Origin of the sequence: Lysinibacillus sp. NPDC093692, assembly GCF_050280125.1 — a bacterium.
Taxonomy (GTDB): Bacteria; Bacillota; Bacilli; order Bacillales_A; family Planococcaceae; genus Lysinibacillus.
The window spans coordinates 294620-316212 of record NZ_JBNNUW010000001.1; the positions used below are offsets into that span (position 1 = coordinate 294620).

Sequence of the window (21593 nt, forward strand, 5' to 3'; positions counted from 1 at the left end):
TCCTTGTTTATTAAATACCCGCGAATGGGGAGAATACCTGCGGAAGGAAGGTGAATACCCGCGGAAGGAAGATAAATACCCGCGGAAGGAGGGTAAATACCCGTGAACATCGAAACAACACCCGCGCTAGAAAATGCAAACCCACACGATCCGCAATAGAACACTCGCACTAGGAAATGCAAATCCCCTTGATCCGAAATAGAATACCTACGCTACGAAATAGAAAGCCTGCGATACACAATAGAATACTAGCGAAACAAAAATCATAGGATTCAACAAAGTATTTTGAAGCTTAATCTTGTATGTTTGAAAAATAAAATTCATACAGTAGAAGAGACGGAGGAGGGAAGGTTTGCGCAAAATGATGGCGGGTGTTGGCGTACTTGCTAGTAGTCTATTGTTAGGGAGTGGCATTTATTTTGACTGGTTTAATTTAGGGGATAATAAGGAACCGGTCGTTACAGAGGTTGATTCGATTAATGAAGCGATGAATTTAATTGAAAAAAAATCTGTATACAGTACGAAAAAAGATGCGTTGGTGGAAGGGGCACTTCGTGGTATGGCAGATGCTATTAAGGACCCTTATAGTACCTATTATTCGAAGGAAGAGGCGGAACAGCACCGACAAATGTTAGCTGAGGAAAGAGTGGGTATTGGGATTGAGCTAACTGAAAATAATGGGAAATTTATTGTTGTGTCTCCAGTCCGTTCGTCCCCAGCAGATAAAGCAGGGATGCGCTCTCTCGATGAAATTGTACAAGTTGATGGCACTCGAGTGGAAGGTAAAAAGATGAGTGAACTAATGCATTTAATTCAAGGGGAGAAAGGGACGAAAGTTACGATTGTCGTCTATCGTCCGAGTGAAGATAAACATATTAAAATGACGATGGAGCGAGCAGCAATTTCTAATAAAACGGTGACGAGTGAAGTAGTGAACGTAGAAAATACGCCGATAGGTTATGTGGAAATCTCACTTTTTGGTGAGAAAACGGCAAATGAGTGGGTTGCCGAAACGAGTAAGTTGCTTCGAAAAGATATAAAAGGGTTAGTGATCGATGTGCGAGATAATCCAGGTGGTTATTTACATAGCGTCGCAGCGCTACTGAGCACAGTTTTGGAGAATGGCAAAGTGTTTGCCTATATGCAAAATGCTGAAGGTGCTATGGAACCATTAAAAACGGAATCAAAAAGCTTTGACGAGAATTATTTACAGTCAATGTACAAAATTCCGATTGTTGTTTTACAGAATGCGGGCAGTGCATCTGCTAGTGAAGTGCTTAGTGGCGCTTTAAAAGGATGGGGACGTGCTTCCCTTGTTGGTGTTAAGAGTTTCGGAAAAGGAACAGTACAGGAGTCTTGGTCACTGAAAAATGGTGGAGAGCTTAAATTGTCTACAAATAAATGGCTGACACCAAAGCGTGAATGGATTCATAAGCAAGGTATTGAGGCTAACTTAGTGATTGAACAAAATGAATTGTTTGCTTTCCAAATGCACCCACTATCAGGGAAGTTTAAAGAGGGCGACATGAGTGAGGAAATTGCTTATACTCAAAATGCTTTAAAAATGCTAGGGTATAAAATTGCTCGTTTAGACGGTTACTTGGATGAATCAACGGAGGAGGCTGTTAAACTTTATCGAGACGATAAGAAGGTGAAAAAAGCAGAAGGGAATTATAATATGGACACTACCTTCTTTAACAGCTTAAACGAAACGTTGAAAAAATATAAAGAGGATCGTCAAAATGATTTACAGTTCCAAATGGCGACAAGCTTCTTATTGCATAATATTGAAGAATAAAAAATAGTGATAGTTTGATTTGAGGATATAGACTGATAGTTGGTCTCATATCCTCATTTTTTATTATTAAAAACGGGGACATCCACCAAAATGACGAAAAAAGTAAGAATAGAAGGCTTTCTACTAGATTGTACTACGCAAGAGTGTAGTCGTTTGATACAATAAATTCATAGTATTCTAGATAGAAACGGCGGGTGTTCGTATGGTTAGTGATATATTATTAGAAATTGTAACAGCGATTGGCCGCTTTTTAATCAACCCATTAATGTATATCGCAATTTTGTTTGCGATTTTATTAGGTTATAGGCGTGTAAAGCAGGAGCGTAAATTTTTTAATAGACGTATTATTTGGGGTTGGACAGAGTTAATGGGGCAATGGAAATATGGTTGGTTATCTGCCCTCCTTATTTCGCTTGTGAGTGTTGGTTTAGGTTTAACGGTGCCAAAAGCGTTTATTATGATTTTAATCGCTATTTCTGCATTGGCACTAATATTGTACTTTGTTAATGCCCTTTCACCTATTTATACGATGGGGTTTGCGACGTTAGCGATATGGTTAATGTATCACTTCAATTGGACATTTTCTTGGTGGAGAATCTCTTTAGAAGGTGTATATTTATTAGAGGGCTCCATTGTAACGATTACGATTTTAGCAGGTCTATGTGTGATTGCGGAGGGTATGTTAATTCGTCGAACAGCAATGATGGTCACGACGCCGCAAGTTGAAAAGACGAAGCGAGGTATGCAGGCAATTGTCTATCGTTCAAGAAATGCATGGGTACTACCAATCTTCTTTGTAATACCTGGTGATGTTATTCCAGTAGATTTCCCATATTGGCCACAATTCACATTAGGGGAGAGTACCTTTGCACTTGTACTATTCCCATTCGTTATTGGCTTTTCAAAGCTTACTAGAAAAGAATTGCCGGCTTTGCAATTGCCTAAAATTGGCCGATCGGTGCTAATGCTAGGGCAATTAATTTTAATAGGTGGACTTGCAGCTGCCTTGGAGCCATTCATCGGCTTTATAACGCTAGCAATTGGTGTAGTGACTCGTATTGTTATTTCAATCTACTACGCGCAGCAAGATAAAACGGATATTTACGCGGTTGCCCCAAGTTCAAAGGGTGCTATTATTGCGGCTGTCTTACCTGATTCACCAGCTGAAAAAATGGGCTTACAGGCAGGGGAATGTATTCGTAAAGTAAACGGTGAGGCCATTTTTACTGAAAATGATTTATACGAGGCTTTGCAATTAAATGCTGCACATTGTCGTCTAGAAGTAGTAGATCGTAACAATGAAATACGCTTAACACAGCATGTTATATATAGTAATGATCATTATCGTATTGGATTATTACTAGCTGAGCCGAGGGATATATGATGGATGTTTTCGGGAAAATGATGTTAGCGTTATTTTTACCAGCATTACTCGTATTATTGTTTACTCGAATTACGTATAATCGGTATGTTGCGTTAATATTGGCTATTGCACTTATGGCGGCATCTGTCTATGCAGGTTATACGTCGCCGTCTATTATATTCGTCATCGATGCATTTTCGTTAACAGTAGGCTTTTGGCTAGCAAGTAAAATGAAGAAAAACAAAGGTACGGTTTAACTATTTTCAGCAGTTGTCCAAACACCTGTACCTACGCTTTCGGTACAAAAGAACACCTGCTGAAATTTACTATAAAAGGTCAGTCCAAAGTGATAGCTTTCTCACTTTTAAGACTGACCTTTTTTACATAAAAAATCTTACAGCTGCCATAATGATAACCCCTGCTACAACTGTAATAGATAAACTTTTGGTAACAAGTGCAATCATAAGCGTTGGCACAAATGTAATAAATACAGGCCAATTAAGTGTAACAATTTTTCCGTTTTCGGTATCCAATAAGTTTTCGATGACAAGGGCACTCAAAATACAGACTGGAATAAAGCTTAGCCATTTTAATACAACTTCTGGTAGCTTCACACTTCGGACGAACATAAAAGGAATAATACGGGGTAGCCAGGTTACAAGTGCACAGCCAATGATGAGCCATACCATAGTAGCAGTTGTCGTCATTTATCTGTCACCACCCCTATAGTTGCTACAATCATAGTTGAAAGAAGAACAGCCACATGCGAAGGTACAATATAAGAAAGACCATACATAATAACAAACATATAGCCGATTAACATAAGATAATGCATTATTTTACTTTTGCCTACACTGCTAAGCTGTAAAACAAGGAGTGCTACAAACATAGCGATCAATGCGAAATCTAAGCCCCATTTTTCAGGGTTTGCTACCCATTGTCCCAAATAGGCGCCGGTTACACAAGAAAAAATCCAAAATGAGTAGGCCGTTATATTCAGCCCATCCATCCATTTACCATATAGCTTACCGGCTTGCATTTGCTTTGTAACAGCTACACCAAATGTTTCGTCCGTTAATAAAGTGCCGAAACCAACATTTCTTAGCATGGAATAGCGTGTGAAATGGGGTGCTAATGTTAAACTCATTAGTAAATGGCGCAAATTTACAACGAAAATGGTTACAATAATAGCAGAGGCAGGGCTATTTGTTAAAAGAAGTGCACAAAAGATAAATTGTGCAGAGCCTGCATAAATGAGTATAGATAAAAGTGCAATTTCGAGTACAGATAACCCAGAAGCGGAACCTACAACACCGAAAGCGAGTCCTATGCTAATATAACCGAGTAAGGTGGGGATGCAATCTTTCACGCCTTGTAAAAAGCTATCATCGGGCGTGTTAACCGTTTCATTCTGAAAATCAGTTGTACTTGTCATAAAATAGATCATCCTTTCTTAAAAATTTCCATGTATACTAATAGCGGAATAGTTTGATAGTTCTTAATGTTTATTAGAGTATACATATGTCTGATAAAATAAACAATAGAAATTGGTGAATTAAAATGGAACAAATGAGTCGGAATTTAGCTTTTCAATTAAAAAAGATTCGACAACAGCGTCATTTAAGTTTAGACGATGTTGCCAAGGCTACAGGTGTAAGTAAAGCGCAACTTGCACAAATTGAAAAGGGAGAGGCAAATCCTACAGTATCAACGATTTGGAAAATTGCTGCTGGATTGCGCATTTCATTTTCTTCGTTACTACAAGCACCGACAGCACACTTCATGAAATATAGTAGTAAGGATGCACCACATGTAGATGAAGATGATGGTCGATATCGTGTGTATTCCATTATTCCTTATAATCCAGAGCGTGGCTGGGAGCTTTATAAGATTGAAATGGAGCCCGGAGCCATTAGCAGGAGTGAGGCTCACACAGAAGGGGTAGAGGAAACTGTAACTGTTATCCAAGGACAAGCCGTTATTTCTGCTGGAGAGATGCATGAATTGCTGGAAGAAGGGGATACACTAGTATTCTCAGGACATCAGCCCCATGAGTATAAAAATACTTCGGAAAAGCTAACGATTTTACATTTAATTTTGCAATATAAATAGAGGTGTCGATTTTGAGTGAATGGTTTACTGTAGAAAATATTGAGCAGATTACGGCACAATACCGAACGTTCGGTCCGATTATTGGTTTATTATTACCTTTTATAGAAGCGTTTTTACCGTTTTTACCTTTAGTCGTGTTCGTTGTTGCTAATGCGAGTGCATTCGGTTTATGGTTTGGATTTTTATTATCCTGGCTAGGATCTGTAGCGGGGTCATATGCATTATTTTTGCTTGTCCGAAAGTTTGGCAAGCATCCGAAGCTTCGTTTTGTCACAGGTAATAAAAAAGTACAGCAGCTAATAAAATGGGTAGATATGAATGGCATTAGTCCCTTGTTCGTCTTACTTTGTTTTCCTTTTACACCATCAGTCATTGTAAACATAGTAGCGGGGCTATCTCATATTCATAAAAAGTTTTATTTAGTAGTGTTAATGGCTGGGAAGTTCGTTATGATTTTAGCAATGAGCGTGCTCGGTTACGATTTAAAAGCTCTCCTAACAAGCCCTGTAAGGCTAATTATTGCGGCAGTTGCGATTGTTCTGCTTTGGTGGATTGGCAAGTTTATAGAGAAGCGATTAAACGCGCGTGTAGAGAAAGATTTAAAACAAGCGCGAAAATTGACGAAAAATCATTAACGTTGAAAGTTGAATATGCACATCTTGCCCCTTTTATCATGTAAAATGAGAGAAGGGGTTTTTATCTTCTTTATGTAGTAAATAGTTTTGTACGACAACTTCCATTACGCCAAGGCGAAATAGATTTTTCTAAAATGGTAGGCGATGCGCGAAAGCATTGAGTAGCGCTTAGATAAAATATTTTAGTTAGAGTAGCAAAGTGATCGGGTCAAGCGAAACCCGCTCAGGTAAAACAGCAAATCAAGATAATCCACAACAACTATCATTTCTTTTAAATAGATCATTAATAGGAGGGGGAAAGTATATGACATTGCGTATCGTATCAGGACGTTCAGGAACAGGAAAATCAACATTTATTCATCAAGAGATTGTTGAACAACTAAAATCGGATCCGTTAGGTCATCCAATTTTTGTAATTGTCCCCGACCAAATGTCGTACTCAACGGAGTATGAGCTAACAAATAAGCATGGCTTGCAAGGCTTAATTCGTGCGCAAGTTATGACATTTAAACGATTGGCGTGGCTAGTGTTACAGGAAACGGGTGGCATTGCTCGAAAAGAAGTAAACGGCTATGGCTATCGAATGCTGATTCGTAAACTTTTAGAGGAACAAAAAAGTGAGTTTTCGTTATTTCGACAAGCGGCTGGGAAACGAGGCTTTACGGAAGAAATTGAAACGCTATTACGAGAGTTTAGTCGTTATAGTGTAAATAGTTCGGTGTTAGCTGAAGTATCAGCATCTTTGAAGGCCATTGATGCGCCTAATACATTGCAAGCGAAGGCGAATGATTTGCAAGTCGTTTTACAAGCTTTGGAGGAACGATTGGGCACAACGTATGTCGATAGTGAAGGGTATTATCCGATTTTGACGGAGCATCTGAAATACTCTGAGACGATGAAGCAGGCGTCTATTTATATAGATGGTTTTACAGCATTTACTGTAAGGGAACTAGAGCTTGTAAAAGAGTTATTAAAGGTGACGAAGCAGGTAACGGTAGTTCTTCCCTTTGACCATATTGAAGAAGTGTATGATGAGCAATCTTTATTTCATGAAGCCGCTTCTACGAACCAACGTTTACACGATATTGCCTATGAAGAAGGCGTTGAGGTAGAAGCACCACTACACTTCTATCATACGCACCGTTTTCAATCCGCTGATTTGCAGCATATGGAAAATCAGTTTGCTGATTTGGTGCCTCAAACGAAAGAAACTTCAGGTGATGTAATGGTGCTTGAAGCATCTAATCGACGTGCGGAGATTCATGCCATTGCCCGGGAAATAACAAAGCTGACAAGGGAGACAGGGTATCGTTATCAAGATATCGTACTTCTTTATAGACAAGCGGAAGTTTATGATCCGCTTATTACAACTATTTTTCAGCAATATGAAATTCCTATTTTTACAAATTCGAAAAAGACGATGCTGCATCATCCTTTAATTGAGCTTAGTCGGTCGGCTTTAGAGGTTATCACTTCTGATTGGAAATATGAACCAGTTTTTCGGAGTGTAAAAACAGATCTATTTTTTCCGTTACATGCGGAGTTAAATGTTTGGCGAGAACGGGCGGATCGTTTAGAAAACTACTGTTTAGCACAGGGTATCTTTGGTGAGCGCTGGTTTGAGGAAGCTCGCTGGTTTTTCAAAAAGTATCGTGGACTTGAATTCCATTCACGCGTACAAACGGACGAAGAACGTGCTATGCAAGCAGAAATCGAGGCTGTTCGCGATGAAGTTCGTCAACCGCTCCAATTATTGCAGGACAAGCTGAAAGTAGCGACAACAGGCAGAGATGTTGCGACAGCTTTATTTGAGCTGATTGAGAATTTGAATGTTTATGAAAAGCTTCAAGCGATGAAAGACAGTGAACTTGATCGAGGTGATGCATTAGCTGCAAGTGAGCATGATCAAGCTTGGAGAGAATGGATTGCAGTGCTCGATCAGTTTGTTTATATGTTTGGTGAGCAGGAGATGTCCGTGGAGGAAGCGGCTAAAATTTTAGATGAGGGCTTTGACACTTTAGAGTTTTCGCGTATCCCTCCTACATTAGATGAGGTCATGGTAGCGACCGTTGAATTAGCTCGTTTATCCAATATAAAAGTCGCTTTTGTCTTAGGGATGAATGATGGGGTCTATCCAACCCGTATGGAGTACGAGGGATTGCTGTCAGATACTGAGCGTGAGTGGTTTAGTCAAATTGGTTATGAGCTTGCGCCAACATCTAAAAATCGTTTACTGCAGGAAAATTTCTTGTTATATCGTGCTTTAACGACGCCATCCGATAAATTATATATGTCCTATTCGACGGCAGATGAAGAGGGGAAGGCTCTATTGTCTTCACTCTATATTAAGAAAATTATCGGCAATGATAAAACGGCTGGTCTTCTGAGTGGTGTCAAGGTCGAACGAGTGGTCATTGATCCAATTGAATTACTGGATGAAAATGCTTTACCGTATATACGTCATCCTCGGACAGCTTTAGCACATTTAATGGTGCAAAAACGCCAAGCTGAACATAGCCGTGAGCTTGCGCCAGAGTGGGTAGCGTTACAAAAATTTTATAAACAGGACCCTTATTGGGCACTTGTTTATAATCGAGTTTTACATCCAATCACTCATAAAAATGAGGCAGAGCCTTTAGAAAACTACATTACGCAAGAATTATATGGTCAAAAGCTAACTTCTAGCGTGTCTCGTGTTGAGAAGTACTTCCGTTGCCCATTTTCGCATTTTACAACGTATGGTCTTCGTCTAGAAGAGCGGGCAGAGTACAGGCTAGAAACATTCGCAATGGGCGATTTATTCCATGAGGCATTGAAATGGATTACTGAGGAGACACATCGTCTGCAACTATCGTGGATACGTTTAACAAAGCAGCAAATTAAACAATTAGCACGACAAGCCGTTGAGCAAATTGTGCCGGTGTTTTCACATCAAATCTTACAATCAAGCGCGCGTTATCGCTACATTCAACGTAAGCTTATTCGAATTGTCGAGCGAACAATGACTGCACTTACACAGCATGCAAATGTCTCTCATTTTAAGCCAATCGCCATTGAGGCATCATTTGGACCGGGCCAAAATGAACAGCTTCCACCGCTTGAAATTGATTTAACAGGTGGTAAGAAAATGTTAATGCGAGGTCGTATTGATAGGGTGGATAGTGCGTCTATTGATGACCGCTCTTATTTACGGATCGTCGATTATAAATCATCAGCCCGTGATTTAGACTTGAATGAGGTTTACTATGGATTGTCACTACAGGTACTAACATATTTAGATGTAGCAATGGAAAATTCCTCTTACTGGCTACCAGGTGAAGCGGAACCGGCTGGGGTTCTTTATGTACATGTCCACAATCCAATGCTAAAGCTTGACAAGGATTTAAGCGACAGCGAAATAGAAGAAGACCGTTTAAAACAGTATAAAATGAAAGGTCTTTTGTCAGAAAATGCGGAGGCCATTTTATCGATGGACGAGCAATTAGAGGAATCGAGTGGGCATTCAAAAATTATTCCTGTCTATATGAAAAAAGATGGGACACCATCAGAATCTCAGTCACGGATTGTACCTGTAAATGATATGAAAAATCTACAGCATTTTGTACGGCGCAAGCATCAAGAGGCTGGTAACGGAATTTTAGCAGGGGATACTTCCATTAGTCCGTATAAACTGAAATCAAAAACAGCCTGTGACTACTGTCAATTTACAGCTGTTTGTCAATTTGACCCATCTGATGGCAAGCAAAGCTACCGTCAGTTACAGCAAGCAAAACCGAATGATATCGTTGAGATAATTCGGAAGGAGATGAAGTAAGTTGGTACAAAAAATACCTGAAAAGCCAGCGGAAGTGACATGGACTGACGACCAGTGGAAGGCAATCTATGCAAGCGGCCAGGATACACTTGTATCGGCTGCGGCAGGCTCTGGTAAAACGGCAGTTCTCATTAATCGAATGATTGAAAAGGTAGTAGCGACAGAGGATCCCATCAATGTCGACGAGTTACTTGTCGTAACATTCACAAATGCATCCGCTGCTGAGATGCGTCACCGTATGGCGGAGGCACTTGAAAAGGCTATTGCAGAAAATCCAACTTCTAACCATTTGCGACGCCAGTTAAGCCTTGTCAATAAAGCGCAAATTTCAACGCTGCATTCTTTCTGCTTAGCTATTGTGAAGCAGTACGCCTATATGCTAGATATTGATCCAGGCTTTCGTATAGCAAATGAGGCAGAGGTTGCTTTGTTAAGGGACGATATATTAGCCGAAGTATTAGAAGATGCTTACGATTCTGAGGACGAAACACAGGTTCAAGCAATCTATCGTCTTGTTGATAGCTTTACATCGGATCGTGATGATCAGGCAATAGAAACGTTAATAAGTAAGCTTTATGATACGTCCCGTGTTCATGCAGAGCCTCAAAAATGGCTTCGTAGTCTACCTGAGACATACGACTTGGCGGCGGACGTAACAATTGATGATTTAGAGCTATCAAAATATGTGAAATTAACAGTCAAACATAGTCTTGAAGAGGCATTTGTGTTAATTTCTGAAATGCGTTCCATTACGCTACAGCCTGCTGGGCCTGGACCGTATGCTGAAACTGCAGAAATGGATTTTGCTATGATTCAGGAAGGCATTCGCATTAGTCGTGAAGGAACGTGGCAAGAACTTTTTGATTATTTTGCTACGGTAAAATGGTCAACTTTAAAGCGTGTATCCAAGGATGCTTTAGTAGATGTGGAGCTACAGGAACTTGCTAAGAAAAAGCGTGAGGCAGCTAAAAAAATTGTAAACAAGCTTAAAGAGACTTTCTTCGTTCGTACTCCTGCACGATTGCTGGAAGAGATTCGATTAATGGGGCCTACGATAGGAACATTGGTCGAATTGACGAATGTTTTTAGTGAACAGTTCCGCATGGCAAAATTAGAACGAGGAATTATTGATTTCTCAGATTTAGAACATTTCGCCTTGCAAATTTTAACTGTAGAAATCGAAGGTGAATTACAGCCTTCACCTGTAGCTCTAGATTTGAAGCAACATTTTAAAGAAGTGCTTGTAGACGAATATCAAGATACAAATATGTTACAAGAAACGATATTACAGCTTGTGAAAACAGGTAGTGAGCAAGATGGAAATCTTTTTATGGTTGGGGACGTCAAACAAAGCATTTACCGTTTCCGTTTAGCAGAACCGAAGCTTTTTATGCAAAAGTACAGCGAGTTTCAAGAGACCCCAGATTTGACGGGGATGCGTATAGATTTAAACGCTAACTTCCGTAGTCGACAAGAAGTGTTGAATGCTACAAACTATGTATTTGCACAAATTATGGGTGAGCGAGTTGGAGAAATTCTTTATGATGAAAATGCTTCACTAAAGCCAGCAGCCCCGTATGATGACAAAGAAGTTCCGGTAGAGCTAGTCATCATGCATCCTCCCGGGGAAGAGGAGTTGGACGAAGAAGCAGAAGATACTGTAAGCGACGCTTCTGAATTAGAAGAATTAAAAAAATCACAGTATGAGGCACGTTTTATTATTGAACGTATTCGACAGATGATGGAAGACGGGACAACCGTATTCGATACAAAAACGAAGACAGAACGTCCGTTAAAATATAGTGATATTGTAATTTTAATGCGTTCAATGACATGGTCGACGGATTTAGTAGAGGAATTTAAGCTTGCGGGAATCCCGCTCTATGCGGAGTCCTCGAAAGGATATTTTGATGCGCTTGAAGTAATGATTATGCTGAATGTACTAAAGGTTGTTGATAATCCATATCAGGATATTCCTTTAGCTTCAGTGCTACGCGCTCCATTTGTTGGCTTAACAGAAAATGAGCTAGCAAAAATTCGGCTAGCAGATGCGAAAGCGCCATTTTATGATGCGTTAAGGCAATTCATTCGAAGTGAGGGGCTTGGTGTGCAGTCTGACACTTTTGTGAAGCTTCAACGATTTATGTTAGCATTTGAAAACTGGCGAGATTTAGCGCGACGTGGTTCGCTGTCAGATTTAATTTGGAAAATTTATTTAGATACGCATTATTATGAGATGGTTGGAGCGATGCCGAATGGGAAGCAGCGTCAGGCCAATTTACGCATTTTACACGACCGTGCTTTAATGTATGAGAAAACAGCCTTTCGAGGACTATTCCGCTTTTTACGTTTTATTGATCGTATGCGTACGCGTGGTGACGATTTAGGGACGGCGAAATCGATTGGAGAAAAGGATGACGTCGTTCGCCTTGTGACCATTCACTCATCTAAAGGGTTAGAGTATCCCGTTGTCTTTGTGGCTGGGATGGGGCGACCGTTTAATAAAATGGATTTCCATAACCCATATTTATTCGATCAAGATTTTGGTCTTGCAGTGAAGGCAGTTGATCCAGAAAATCGCATTACGTATACATCTCTACCATTTTTAGCTTTGAAGGAGAAAAAAGAGCTGGAAATGCGTGCTGAGGAAATGCGTGTATTATACGTAGCGATGACACGTGCAAAGGAGCGACTTATTTTAGTAGGCTCGGTAAAAAATTGGGATAAAACCCGCGACAATTGGCTAGATGCACAAAGCTTGCCGCTAGATGCCCCCCTACAGGAGTATTTACGCGCTAGAGCAAATAGTTACTTTGATTGGCTTGGGCCTGCAGTAGCAAGACATGCAGATTTTTCAGCCATTGCTGCTTCCCCTTATAAGGCAGCAGATGATGTATCGCATTGGTGGGTACGAGCTATTGAAACAAGCCATTATGCGTATGATATACAGGCGTTAGAGGACGAGGTACAGCAATTGCTAGAAACGCCAGAGGATGAAGCTTTGCAGTCGGAAATTACGATGCGCTTTCAAGCACAATATGCGTTTCAGAAATCAACACAAAAACGTTCAAAAACATCTGTAAGTGAAATTAAGCGTTTAGAAAATCTTCAAAGACAGGAAGAGCCTGAATATTACTTTTCAGCACCTTCTAAGCAAAAAACGACGGCCGTTGCACCCCGTCCAACCTTTTTACAGGACAAGCAGCTGACAGGTGCAGAAATAGGGACAGCGATTCATACAGTAATGCAACATGTCCCTCAAAACGGCTTTATGGATGTACAGGAGGTTCAGGAGTTTGTCACTAATTTAGTGGATAGACAGCTTCTGACCGAGGCTGAGGGGAAAGTTGTTCCGTCGAAAAAAATATATAATTTCTTTACAACAGACATTGGACAACGCTTTAAAAAAGCAAAAACGATTCGCAGAGAATTACCATTTACCATTAGTAGAGTAGATGAAGATGGCGACGCTCAAATTGTACAAGGAATTATTGATTGCTTATTTGAGGATGAAAACGGGGATTGGATCTTGCTTGATTATAAGACCGATCGTATCCAATCACATTTTGCTGAGGAACCAGCGTTGACGAAGGAACTTTTAGAACGATATGGTGTCCAGCTTAGAGTGTATAGTGAGGCGATTGAATCAATCCTTCAAATTAAAGTGAGTGATAAGGTTCTCTATTTATTTGATATTGAACGGGTTTTACATGCATAAGTGAAAGCGGTGAAAACAGGGCTATCTGAGGTAGTTTCATATAAGGGAATGCATGTTAGGAAGTCCTGTTTTCGCCATATACATAGAGGAGGCTTTTTTGTGGAGTTAAAACCGACAATGTTGCAGGAGCGCATCGCAACATTAGATATTTTACGTGGTATTAGCTTACTAGGCATTTTACTCGTTAATATGTTTGCCTTTTATTTGCCAATGCCCTATATTGATTTGGCATCATGGTTTACAACACCGTCAGATATAGTGTGGCAGCAAAATTTAGATATTTATGTACAAAGTAGCTTTTATCCACTGTTCGCCATGTTATTTGGCTACGGACTCGCTATGCAATGGCAGAAAGCACAAAGTCGTGAACAAAATTTTTATGCGATAGGACTTCGAAGACTTTCTGTATTATTTGTATTTGGTTTGCTACATGCTGTGCTCATTTGGTGGGGCGACATTTTGATGATGTATGCATTTTGTGGCGTTTTTTTAGTGCTATTACTACGTCTACATCCAATTTGGTTATTGTCAATTGGCGTTATGATTAGCGGCGTCATGCAAGCTTTTATGTTATTTGTAGTAGGATATATTAATTTCAATACAAAGATTGATGAGTATTTAGATATTACTTCAGTAGAGCAGGCGATAACTGCTTATGGAACAGGGAGCTGGGTTGATGCATTTATGCAACGTCTAACTGATTTATCTGTTCAGGCAGGAATCGGCATGTGGTTTGTGGCATTATTTACAATTCTACCATTTATGTTAATTGGTGCCGCAGCCTCTAAATGGCGTTTAGTAGAACGAGCGAGAGAGCTTAAATGGCTATGGCTGACATTAGCGGTAGCTGGGTTAGCAATTGGTATTTTTATTAAAAGCTCACCGATCATGTTTACGCGTACGTATTTATTAGACTACTTAAAAGTATACATAGGTGGTCCAATTTTAGCAGTAGGCTATACGGGGCTCATTGTTTTACTTTGTTTACTCCCAGGTGTACCAAAATTGCTTAGTCCTTTTGCGAAAATAGGGCGTATGTCGTTTACGATGTATATACTTCAATCGGTCATTGGAACATGTCTATTTTATCAATTTGGATTTGGCTTGTATGGAAAAGTAAACGTCGCAACAGGCGTGCTAATTGCGGTCAGCATTATTATTGTACAAATGATTGTGGCAGAAATTTGGCTAGCGAAATGGCAACAAGGTCCGCTAGAGGCTTTATGGCGCAAGTTAACGTATAAGGCGAAAACGAAAGCAGGGTAAATGTTAAGGGCTTGACTCTCGTGCAAAAAGCGAACAATCTGCGGTAGAAATCAGCGTGCATCTTTAATGTGAGGGCAACATAAAGTTAATGAATACGTCTTGTATAATAAGAATAATTAATTGCGATTTGGCTCATTATCAAAAGTTGGGATAGCATTTGTTAAAACGTATGTTATGTAAGTAAGTTGATTGTAGTGGAGACTGGGCGACTCCTCGGACGCCCCGGGAAAGCGCCCAGTCGGAACGGATATCAACCACACTTTATGGTAAAAAAACAGCAAATTATTCGGAATAAAAATAGTTTTCGTAAAAGTAAGGCAATTTCTATAATTTTGTTGTATTATGTAAAAAAAAGAAGGAGCTCTGAAAATCATGAAAATTTTATCATTTAAATTAGGTGGACATGTAAGCTTTGGACCAAAAGTAAAAAAAGAAGAAGCAGTATGGGATGTACTCGCTATTCAAAATGAACTTCAAGTTCTCCCTTCTTTTTCAAGTTCAATTGTAGATGGCATTGCTCTAGGCTTTGATTTTGTTGAACAGATTCGTAAATTAGTAGAAGCCGCTGAAAAATCAGACCGTGCTAATAGTTTCAAACGCGAATTTACAGTGATCGAGTGGTTATCACCGATTCCACGCACACCAAAAAACATTATGTGTATTGGGAAAAACTATGATGAACATGCTAAAGAAATGGGTGCAGAAGCAGCTCCAACAGACTTAATGGTATTTACAAAATCTCCGACTGCTATTGCTGCTGATGGCCAAACAATTTCTATTCATGCTGATCTTTCATCTAAAATGGATTATGAAGGCGAATTAGCGGTTGTCATTGGTAAACGTGGTAAAAATATTCCGAAAAACTTAGCATACGATTATGTATTTGGCTATACGATTGCCAATGATCTAACAGCTCGTGATTTACAAGAAAAACATAAGCAATTCTTCTTAGGAAAAAGCTTGGATGGAACTTGTCCACTTGGACCTTACCTTGTAACAAAAGATGAAATTCCGAATCCACAAGATTTAACAGTCGTTACAAAAGTGAACGACGAAGTACGTCAAAACGGCTCAACAAAAGATATGATGTTCACTGTAGAATCATTAGTATCGATTTTATCTCAGCATGTTACATTAGAGCCAGGTGACGTTATTTTAACAGGTACTCCAGCAGGTGTTGGCAAAGGCATGAATCCGCCACAATTCTTAAAAGCTGGTGATACTGTAAAAGTATCTATCCAAGGCATCGGTACTTTAGTGAATCATTTTGAATAATTTTTCAAATCCGCGTGAGTTTACCTCCGCGGATTTTTAACTTCTTTCAGTGGGTGTCTAAACATCTGCTGAAAGAAGTTAGACCCTTCGACGCAATTTTCCGAGGCATAATTGATGTAAATTATATGAACACTATTGTAATGTTTGAAACCCTTTCCATCACATGGTAGGATAGAGTTTGATAGAAAAAAGAATATGAGGTGGGACAATAATGAGTTTCTTAACTAGCCAAACGCATTTGCATATTACTACTTGGGTAGTTGCAATTGTAATCTTTTTAATTGCAGCATTAATGGGCAAGCAGTCAAAAGGCTTACATATGACATTACGTTTATTCTACATTTTAATTATCATTACTGGTGGAGCACTATTTATTAAAGGCATGGATTATGGTATGGGTATGCTCTATGGCTTTAAATTTATAGGTGGTATTTTAGTCATTGGTATGATGGAAATGGTATTAGTTCGTCAAAAGAAAAATAAACCAACTGGTATGTTTTGGATTTTATTTGCAGTGTTCTTATTGATTACATTGTTCCTAGGCTTCAAATTACCAATGGGTCAAAATTTCTTAGCATAATTTTGTAAAAGTCGTGAAGTTCTCGCTTCACGGCTTTTTTTGAAGGTGAAATTGCTCAGGTCCCACAATCAAGTCGATAAATTGTGTTTGAAGGAGAAGTTGACACCTTTTTGCCGTAATTCATTTTGTCATTTTCGGAAAATATTTTAAATTGATAGCGAGGGGACTATTTTATTTGGTAAAATGACGGAGGATTGGTTTGAAAGAGAGGGAATTAAAAGTGAAATTCAAAAAGTGGATAAGTGCGACAGCTGCATCGCTTTTACTAGCAACTTCATTAGTGAGTGCTACACCAGTTGCACATGCTGATGAAGCGTCGACAAGAACGATTGCAGAAGAAAGCATCTATGATTTACTCGTTGATCGTTTCTTTAATGGTTCGGGCACTAACGATTTTGATACAAATACGCAAGACGCTACTAAATTTGCAGGAGGCGATTTTGCAGGTTTACAGGATAAACTAAAATTTATAGGAGAGATGGGCTTTACAATCGCTTCTATTGGCCCGATTTTTGCCACTGAGAAATATGATGGATCGATGCCGACGAGCTACTCTTCAATTGAGCGTCATTTTGGGACAGCTGAGGAGTTTCAAAGTGTCATTGAGGCCTATAAAGCTAAAAACGTATCGATCATGGTTGATTTTCCATTAAACAATGTAAGTCCGAATCATGAGTGGGCAAAAGATCCAGCGAAAAAGGACTGGATTGCTTCAACAAATAATGGACAAGTACAGTGGGACTTAACAAACAAAGACGTACAAGACGCACTTGTTAAATCAGTAACAGACTTTGTCTCTACATACGATGTTGGTGGAGTGCGTTTAACGAATATTGCTGGTGCTGATACAGAATTTATCAATGCTGTGATTAAAGCATTAAAGGATACGAAAAAATCACTCTATGTCATTTCAAATGAAGAAAGTGATGCAAACTTTGATGCAAGCTTTTCTAAAGCTTCAGCTGATATTTACCGTAATATCTTTAAAAATGTTGATATGGATTCTACTAAGTTGATGGAGCCTTTTACAGGTAAGAAACCAACTCAGATTATGATTGATTCGTTAGAAACGCATCGATTTACATTTGATTCTGCAGCAGAAAATATGTTCCCACCAACGCGTTTGAAAATGGCGATGGGTGCTTTATTTATGATGCCAGGAATTCCAGTTGTACAATATGGTACAGAAATTGCAATGAACGGTGAAAAAAAGCCAGATACGCACCAAATATATAACTTTAAAACTGATACAGAATTAATCGATTATATTAAACATGTCCAATCTTTACGTAATAAATCTGAGACATTACGCAACGGTGATTTTGAAGTTCTCACAAATGAAAATGGCCTACTTGTATTTACACGTACGTCCGATAAAGAGAAATGGGTCATCATGGTTAATAATACTAGTGAAACACAACGCGTTGATTTAACACCTGCTCAGCTTGGTAAAGGTAAAATGCTAAACGGTATTATACATGAAGAAAAAGTTCGTATTAATGAAAAAGACGTTTATCCAGTTATTTTAAATCGCGAAATGGTAGAGATTTATCAAGTTAGAAATGATGAAGGATTAAATGTACCTTATATGGTAGCACTAGGATTAGTATGGTTAATATTCATAGGATTTGTAGTTGTTATTATTAGACGAGGTAAAGTACGACGTAAAGAGCAAGATGCTCTAAACTAATCCTAGTAGGATAAAATGAAAGATCCCCTCAACACTTTTCAGTGCGGAGGGGGTTTTTGTTAAGCTTGATAGCTTTTATTTGTAAAGAAGATGGCAATTGTACCTGGTCCTACGTGGGAGCCGATAGCTGAACCAATCATTGTTACTTGAATGGCTTTTGGTGAAAATCTTTCTTGGATAGAAGCTTTTACTTCGTTGGCAAATTCCACATCATCACTATGGCTAATACCAACAACTTTTTCAGAGAAATTTTCACCGCGCGCCTGCATTAAATCTAACATGCGAGCGATGGCTTTTTTACGTCCACGCGATTTTTCAATCGGCACAAGTTTACCATCCTCAACATTTAAGATGGGTTTAATGCTTAGGAGCCCCCCTAGAAATGCGCTTGCCTTAGATACACGACCACCTTTAGCAAGGTAATCTAAATCTTCCACCGTAAATAAGTGCTCCATCTGTGGAGTAAGAGCTGTAATTTTTGCTTCGATTTCTTCCAGTGAAGCACCTGTATTTCGAAGGCGAACGGCTTCTTCGACTACTAGGCCGAAACCTAGTGAAGCACATTTAGAATCGATAATAGCTAATTTAAGGGATGGATATTGCTCCTGTACTTGATTGCGAATCATGACAGCGGTATTATAGGTGCCTGATAATTCCGATGAAAAGGCAATATAGATTCCTTCTTCTTCATTTTTCGCTAGATTTTCGAAATGATTGAGAAATATCTCTGGTGATACTTGGGATGTTTTTGGGCGAGCACCTTGACGAATAGCGTCGTAAATTTCTTTGGAATCAATCGAAATGACATCATCATATTCATTATTGTTCAATTGCACTCGTAGTGGAAGAAGTTCAATATTGTTTTCTTCGTAGTAAGACTTTGGTAGATCACAGCCACTATCAGTAAAAATTTTCATCATTTGTCCCCCTAATTTAATATTCTTTTAACTCTATATGAGAAGTTTACAAATACCTATACTACATAACAGGTGAACACGTGTCGAGTTTTCAATTTCCACTCTATATTTCTCGAAACTACTTCCTAATAAAATTTTATATAGTTATAATATCATATCGAGTTTCAGTATAATTGCAACTCAGTGTATTGTTAACTCGAAAGTTAAAGTGAAAAATGGGCTCATCACCATAACATGTGGTTGATTTCCGTCCGACTGGGCGTACTTCGCGCAACTTTCATAGATGGCTTACATTTTCATGAATGACATCCACAACTTATGGTGATGATCCAAAAAATAGGGTTTTTTTATTTAACTAGGATAGTTTTAAACGTTCGATAAGCATTTTAGCGATGCCATCGTCGTTATTGGTTGTCGTAATTTCGTTGGCAATGTTTTTTAAAGCAGGGATGCCATTGCCCATTGCGACACCGATACCGGCATATTCAATCATTTCTAAATCATTGTCCTCATCACCGAATGCAATAATACGCTCACGTGGGATACCTAAATCTTGTGCTACATGAGCGATTCCTACTGCTTTATTTAAGCCACGGCGAACAATTTCAATAATGTGAAGTGGGGCACCCCAACGACGATGTTCAATGACCTCTGCATGAACAGCCTGTAAATGGTCACGAATAATCATTGAATTCACGTCATTCGCTTGAATCAGTAAACTAGTAGGGTTATCAAGTAAATGGGTATAGAGATTCCCATGAGTAATTTTAGGATTCCCCATATTAAATATATTTAAAATCCGTGAGTTCTCTGTATGAACATAAATATCGTCCTTCACCTCCGCTATAATATTTTCATATTCATAGCTATTGATGGAATTGACGACATCATGTACTACGCTTAAATCAATAGGAGTATGTTTAGTCTGCCAAGCAGCATTTTTAGGATGGTGGACGTAAGCACCATTAAAATTTACGATGGGCGTTGTAAGGCCAAGCTCGTGATAGTAAAGATCACTCGCACGATAAGGACGACCGGTAGCAATCATAACTTGATGGCCTTGTTCCTTTGCCTGCAATAATGTTTTTTTAGTTTTTGCTGAAATTTGTTGTTGGTCCGTTAATAACGTACCATCTAAGTCCAAAACGATTAAATGCGGTTTCATAGCTTATTGCCCCTTTCTTATATTTTGAATAGTATCGTTTTGTAAACCATTCGTCAAAATTTTGTCACAGTGAAAAAAGTTTGCTAACATAAAGATGAGACAAATGTTGGGAGTGACAAAGATGATTGTTGAGAAAGAATTGTGGGGAAATATTCCTTTATTACATATACATACGGAAAATATGAATGAAGAAACCCCGGTAGTAATTTTTTTACATGGTTTCACGAGTGCAAAAGAACATAACTTACATTATGCATATCAATTAGTAGGCAGAGGGGTGCGTGTCCTATTGCCAGATGCAAAATTACATGGCGACCGTAGTGAAGGCCTAACTGAGATGCAATTGAGCTTACATTTTTGGGATATTGTTTTAAATTCTATTCATGAAGTGGAACAATTATATAATGAATTAAAGAATAAAAAATTATTAGTGAATGATAAAATTGGTATTTCTGGTACATCAATGGGTGGTATTGTCACATCAGGCTGTTTAAAGCGCTATGATTGGATCAAGACAGCAGCAGTTTGCATGGGTGCACCAAGTTTCACTAAATTAGCGGAGTATCAATTACAGCAATTCGCTAAAAACGGTGTGAATTTGCCGATGTCCGAAGAAGAAGTACAACAAACGAATGAGCTTCTAGCTAAATATGATGTGAGCCTAACACCAGACAAATTTGCAGAACGACCTGTTCTATTTTGGCATGGGGAGTTAGATAAAACTGTACCTTTCAAGGAAACGTATGATTTTTATTTAACTTTACGCAAATATTATGAAAAAAATCCAGAAAACTTAAAATTTATAGCGAATAAGAAAGCAGGTCATACTGTGCCACGTGATGGTATGTTAGCAGCAACTGAATGGCTTGCACAGCATTTGGCATAATAAGATGCATCTGCTATGATTAAGTTAACACTGTGACGGAAGGAGAAATACAGATGGATCAAGATATGAAAGACAGCATGTTCGGTGCATTAGAAAATGTAATTGACCCTGAGCTTGGTATTGATATCGTCAACTTAGGTTTAGTATATGATGTAGAGTTAGATGAAGAGGGTGCAGCAATTGTTACAATGACGTTAACGTCTATGGGCTGCCCGATGGGACCTGTTATTGTTGATCAAGTGAATACAGCATTAGGTGAGCTTCCAGAGGTGAAAAGTACAAATGTAAATATTGTATGGAATCCACCTTGGTCAAAAGATAGAATGTCACGCTATGCAAAAATGGCATTAGGTGTACGCTAAGTTCACTTAAAG

General features: G+C 39.0%; 17 protein-coding genes. 13 read left to right on the forward strand and 4 right to left on the reverse strand.

Translation table 11 applies throughout. From position 1 onward, the window contains the following. Nucleotides 1-352 precede the first annotated feature (352 nt). From ACQKN4_RS01295 to ACQKN4_RS01305, 3 genes are all read left to right on the forward strand, one after another. The gene (locus ACQKN4_RS01295; RefSeq protein WP_427481830.1) at nt 353-1798 is read left to right on the forward strand and encodes a S41 family peptidase; all 1446 of its coding nucleotides are present in this window, start codon (nt 353-355) and stop codon (nt 1796-1798) included. 202 nt (nt 1799-2000) lie between these two features. Then, entirely contained in the window at nt 2001-3182 is a 1182-nt protein-coding gene (locus tag ACQKN4_RS01300; protein WP_427481831.1) for a PDZ domain-containing protein, read from the forward strand. Further along, nucleotides 3182-3418: a DUF2198 family protein gene (locus ACQKN4_RS01305; RefSeq protein WP_079559540.1), complete on the forward strand. Its 237-nt coding sequence runs from the start codon at nt 3182-3184 to the stop codon at nt 3416-3418. The genes ACQKN4_RS01300 and ACQKN4_RS01305 overlap by 1 nt, the downstream gene beginning before the upstream one ends. 123 nt (nt 3419-3541) lie before the next feature. On the opposite strand, the gene ACQKN4_RS01310 is transcribed toward ACQKN4_RS01305, so the two are convergent. Next, on the reverse strand, nt 3542-3868 hold the full coding sequence (locus tag ACQKN4_RS01310; protein ID WP_079559541.1) for an AzlD domain-containing protein: 327 nt from the start codon (nt 3866-3868) through the stop codon (nt 3542-3544). Then, nucleotides 3865-4596 (reverse strand): AzlC family ABC transporter permease, encoded by a 732-nt coding sequence (locus ACQKN4_RS01315; RefSeq protein WP_079559542.1) that lies wholly within the window; start codon nt 4594-4596, stop codon nt 3865-3867. Before ACQKN4_RS01315 ends, ACQKN4_RS01310 begins: the two co-directional genes overlap by 4 nt. Nucleotides 4597-4721: 125 nt before the next feature. Between ACQKN4_RS01315 and ACQKN4_RS01320 the strand changes: the two genes are divergently transcribed. The 8 genes from ACQKN4_RS01320 to ACQKN4_RS01355 all read left to right on the forward strand — a co-directional run bounded on the left by ACQKN4_RS01320 (nt 4722) and on the right by ACQKN4_RS01355 (nt 18251). Then, on the forward strand, nt 4722-5273 hold the full coding sequence (locus ACQKN4_RS01320) for a helix-turn-helix domain-containing protein (RefSeq protein ID WP_079559543.1): 552 nt from the start codon (nt 4722-4724) through the stop codon (nt 5271-5273). Between the two features lie 11 nt (nt 5274-5284). After that, nucleotides 5285-5908, forward strand: coding sequence for a TVP38/TMEM64 family protein (locus tag ACQKN4_RS01325; protein ID WP_079559544.1), 624 nt, complete (start codon nt 5285-5287; stop codon nt 5906-5908). 304 nt (nt 5909-6212) lie between these two features. Then, nucleotides 6213-9722, forward strand: coding sequence for a helicase-exonuclease AddAB subunit AddB (addB, locus tag ACQKN4_RS01330; RefSeq protein ID WP_427481834.1), 3510 nt, complete (start codon nt 6213-6215; stop codon nt 9720-9722). A gap of 1 nt (nt 9723) precedes the next feature. Next, the gene (gene addA, locus ACQKN4_RS01335) at nt 9724-13440 is read left to right on the forward strand and encodes a helicase-exonuclease AddAB subunit AddA (protein WP_427481836.1); all 3717 of its coding nucleotides are present in this window, start codon (nt 9724-9726) and stop codon (nt 13438-13440) included. A 99-nt stretch (nt 13441-13539) separates the two neighbouring features. Further along, a complete protein-coding gene (locus ACQKN4_RS01340; protein ID WP_079559547.1) occupies nt 13540-14706 on the forward strand; it encodes a DUF418 domain-containing protein in 1167 nt (388 codons plus the stop codon). Between the two features lie 372 nt (nt 14707-15078). Next, nucleotides 15079-15981, forward strand: coding sequence for a fumarylacetoacetate hydrolase family protein (locus ACQKN4_RS01345; RefSeq protein ID WP_079559548.1), 903 nt, complete (start codon nt 15079-15081; stop codon nt 15979-15981). 211 nt (nt 15982-16192) lie between these two features. Then, nucleotides 16193-16561: a YisL family protein gene (locus ACQKN4_RS01350; RefSeq protein WP_349659098.1), complete on the forward strand. Its 369-nt coding sequence runs from the start codon at nt 16193-16195 to the stop codon at nt 16559-16561. Nucleotides 16562-16760: 199 nt separating this feature from the next. Next, the gene (locus ACQKN4_RS01355; RefSeq protein WP_427481839.1) at nt 16761-18251 is read left to right on the forward strand and encodes an alpha-amylase family glycosyl hydrolase; all 1491 of its coding nucleotides are present in this window, start codon (nt 16761-16763) and stop codon (nt 18249-18251) included. A gap of 59 nt (nt 18252-18310) precedes the next feature. Here the strand turns inward: ACQKN4_RS01355 and ACQKN4_RS01360 are convergent, their stop codons facing one another. Next, nucleotides 18311-19168: a DegV family protein gene (locus ACQKN4_RS01360; RefSeq protein WP_079559550.1), complete on the reverse strand. Its 858-nt coding sequence runs from the start codon at nt 19166-19168 to the stop codon at nt 18311-18313. A gap of 355 nt (nt 19169-19523) precedes the next feature. Further along, nucleotides 19524-20333, reverse strand: a complete 810-nt coding sequence (locus ACQKN4_RS01365) for a Cof-type HAD-IIB family hydrolase (RefSeq protein WP_079559551.1) — start codon at nt 20331-20333, stop codon at nt 19524-19526. 121 nt (nt 20334-20454) lie between these two features. On the opposite strand from ACQKN4_RS01365, the gene ACQKN4_RS01370 reads away from it, so the two are divergent. Both ACQKN4_RS01370 and ACQKN4_RS01375 read left to right on the forward strand, forming a co-directional pair. Beyond that, nucleotides 20455-21219 (forward strand): prolyl oligopeptidase family serine peptidase, encoded by a 765-nt coding sequence (locus ACQKN4_RS01370; RefSeq protein ID WP_079559552.1) that lies wholly within the window; start codon nt 20455-20457, stop codon nt 21217-21219. Nucleotides 21220-21272: 53 nt separating this feature from the next. Next, on the forward strand, nt 21273-21581 hold the full coding sequence (locus ACQKN4_RS01375; protein ID WP_079559553.1) for a metal-sulfur cluster assembly factor: 309 nt from the start codon (nt 21273-21275) through the stop codon (nt 21579-21581). Nucleotides 21582-21593 lie beyond the last annotated feature (12 nt).

Bases quoted from the DNA above. Each gene is read 5' to 3' on its own strand.
- ACQKN4_RS01300 (WP_427481831.1), top strand. From the start codon at position 2,001: ATGGTTAGTGATATATTATTAGAAATTGTAACAGCGATTGGCCGCTTT.
- ACQKN4_RS01305 (WP_079559540.1), top strand. From the start codon at position 3,182: ATGGATGTTTTCGGGAAAATGATGTTAGCGTTATTTTTACCAGCATTA.
- ACQKN4_RS01310 (WP_079559541.1), bottom strand. From the start codon at position 3,868: ATGACGACAACTGCTACTATGGTATGGCTCATCATTGGCTGTGCACTT.
- ACQKN4_RS01315 (WP_079559542.1), bottom strand. From the start codon at position 4,596: ATGACAAGTACAACTGATTTTCAGAATGAAACGGTTAACACGCCCGAT.
- ACQKN4_RS01320 (WP_079559543.1), top strand. From the start codon at position 4,722: ATGGAACAAATGAGTCGGAATTTAGCTTTTCAATTAAAAAAGATTCGA.
- addB (WP_427481834.1), top strand. From the start codon at position 6,213: ATGACATTGCGTATCGTATCAGGACGTTCAGGAACAGGAAAATCAACA.
- ACQKN4_RS01345 (WP_079559548.1), top strand. From the start codon at position 15,079: ATGAAAATTTTATCATTTAAATTAGGTGGACATGTAAGCTTTGGACCA.
- ACQKN4_RS01350 (WP_349659098.1), top strand. From the start codon at position 16,193: ATGAGTTTCTTAACTAGCCAAACGCATTTGCATATTACTACTTGGGTA.
- ACQKN4_RS01360 (WP_079559550.1), bottom strand. From the start codon at position 19,168: ATGAAAATTTTTACTGATAGTGGCTGTGATCTACCAAAGTCTTACTAC.
- ACQKN4_RS01365 (WP_079559551.1), bottom strand. From the start codon at position 20,333: ATGAAACCGCATTTAATCGTTTTGGACTTAGATGGTACGTTATTAACG.
- ACQKN4_RS01370 (WP_079559552.1), top strand. From the start codon at position 20,455: ATGATTGTTGAGAAAGAATTGTGGGGAAATATTCCTTTATTACATATA.
- ACQKN4_RS01375 (WP_079559553.1), top strand. From the start codon at position 21,273: ATGGATCAAGATATGAAAGACAGCATGTTCGGTGCATTAGAAAATGTA.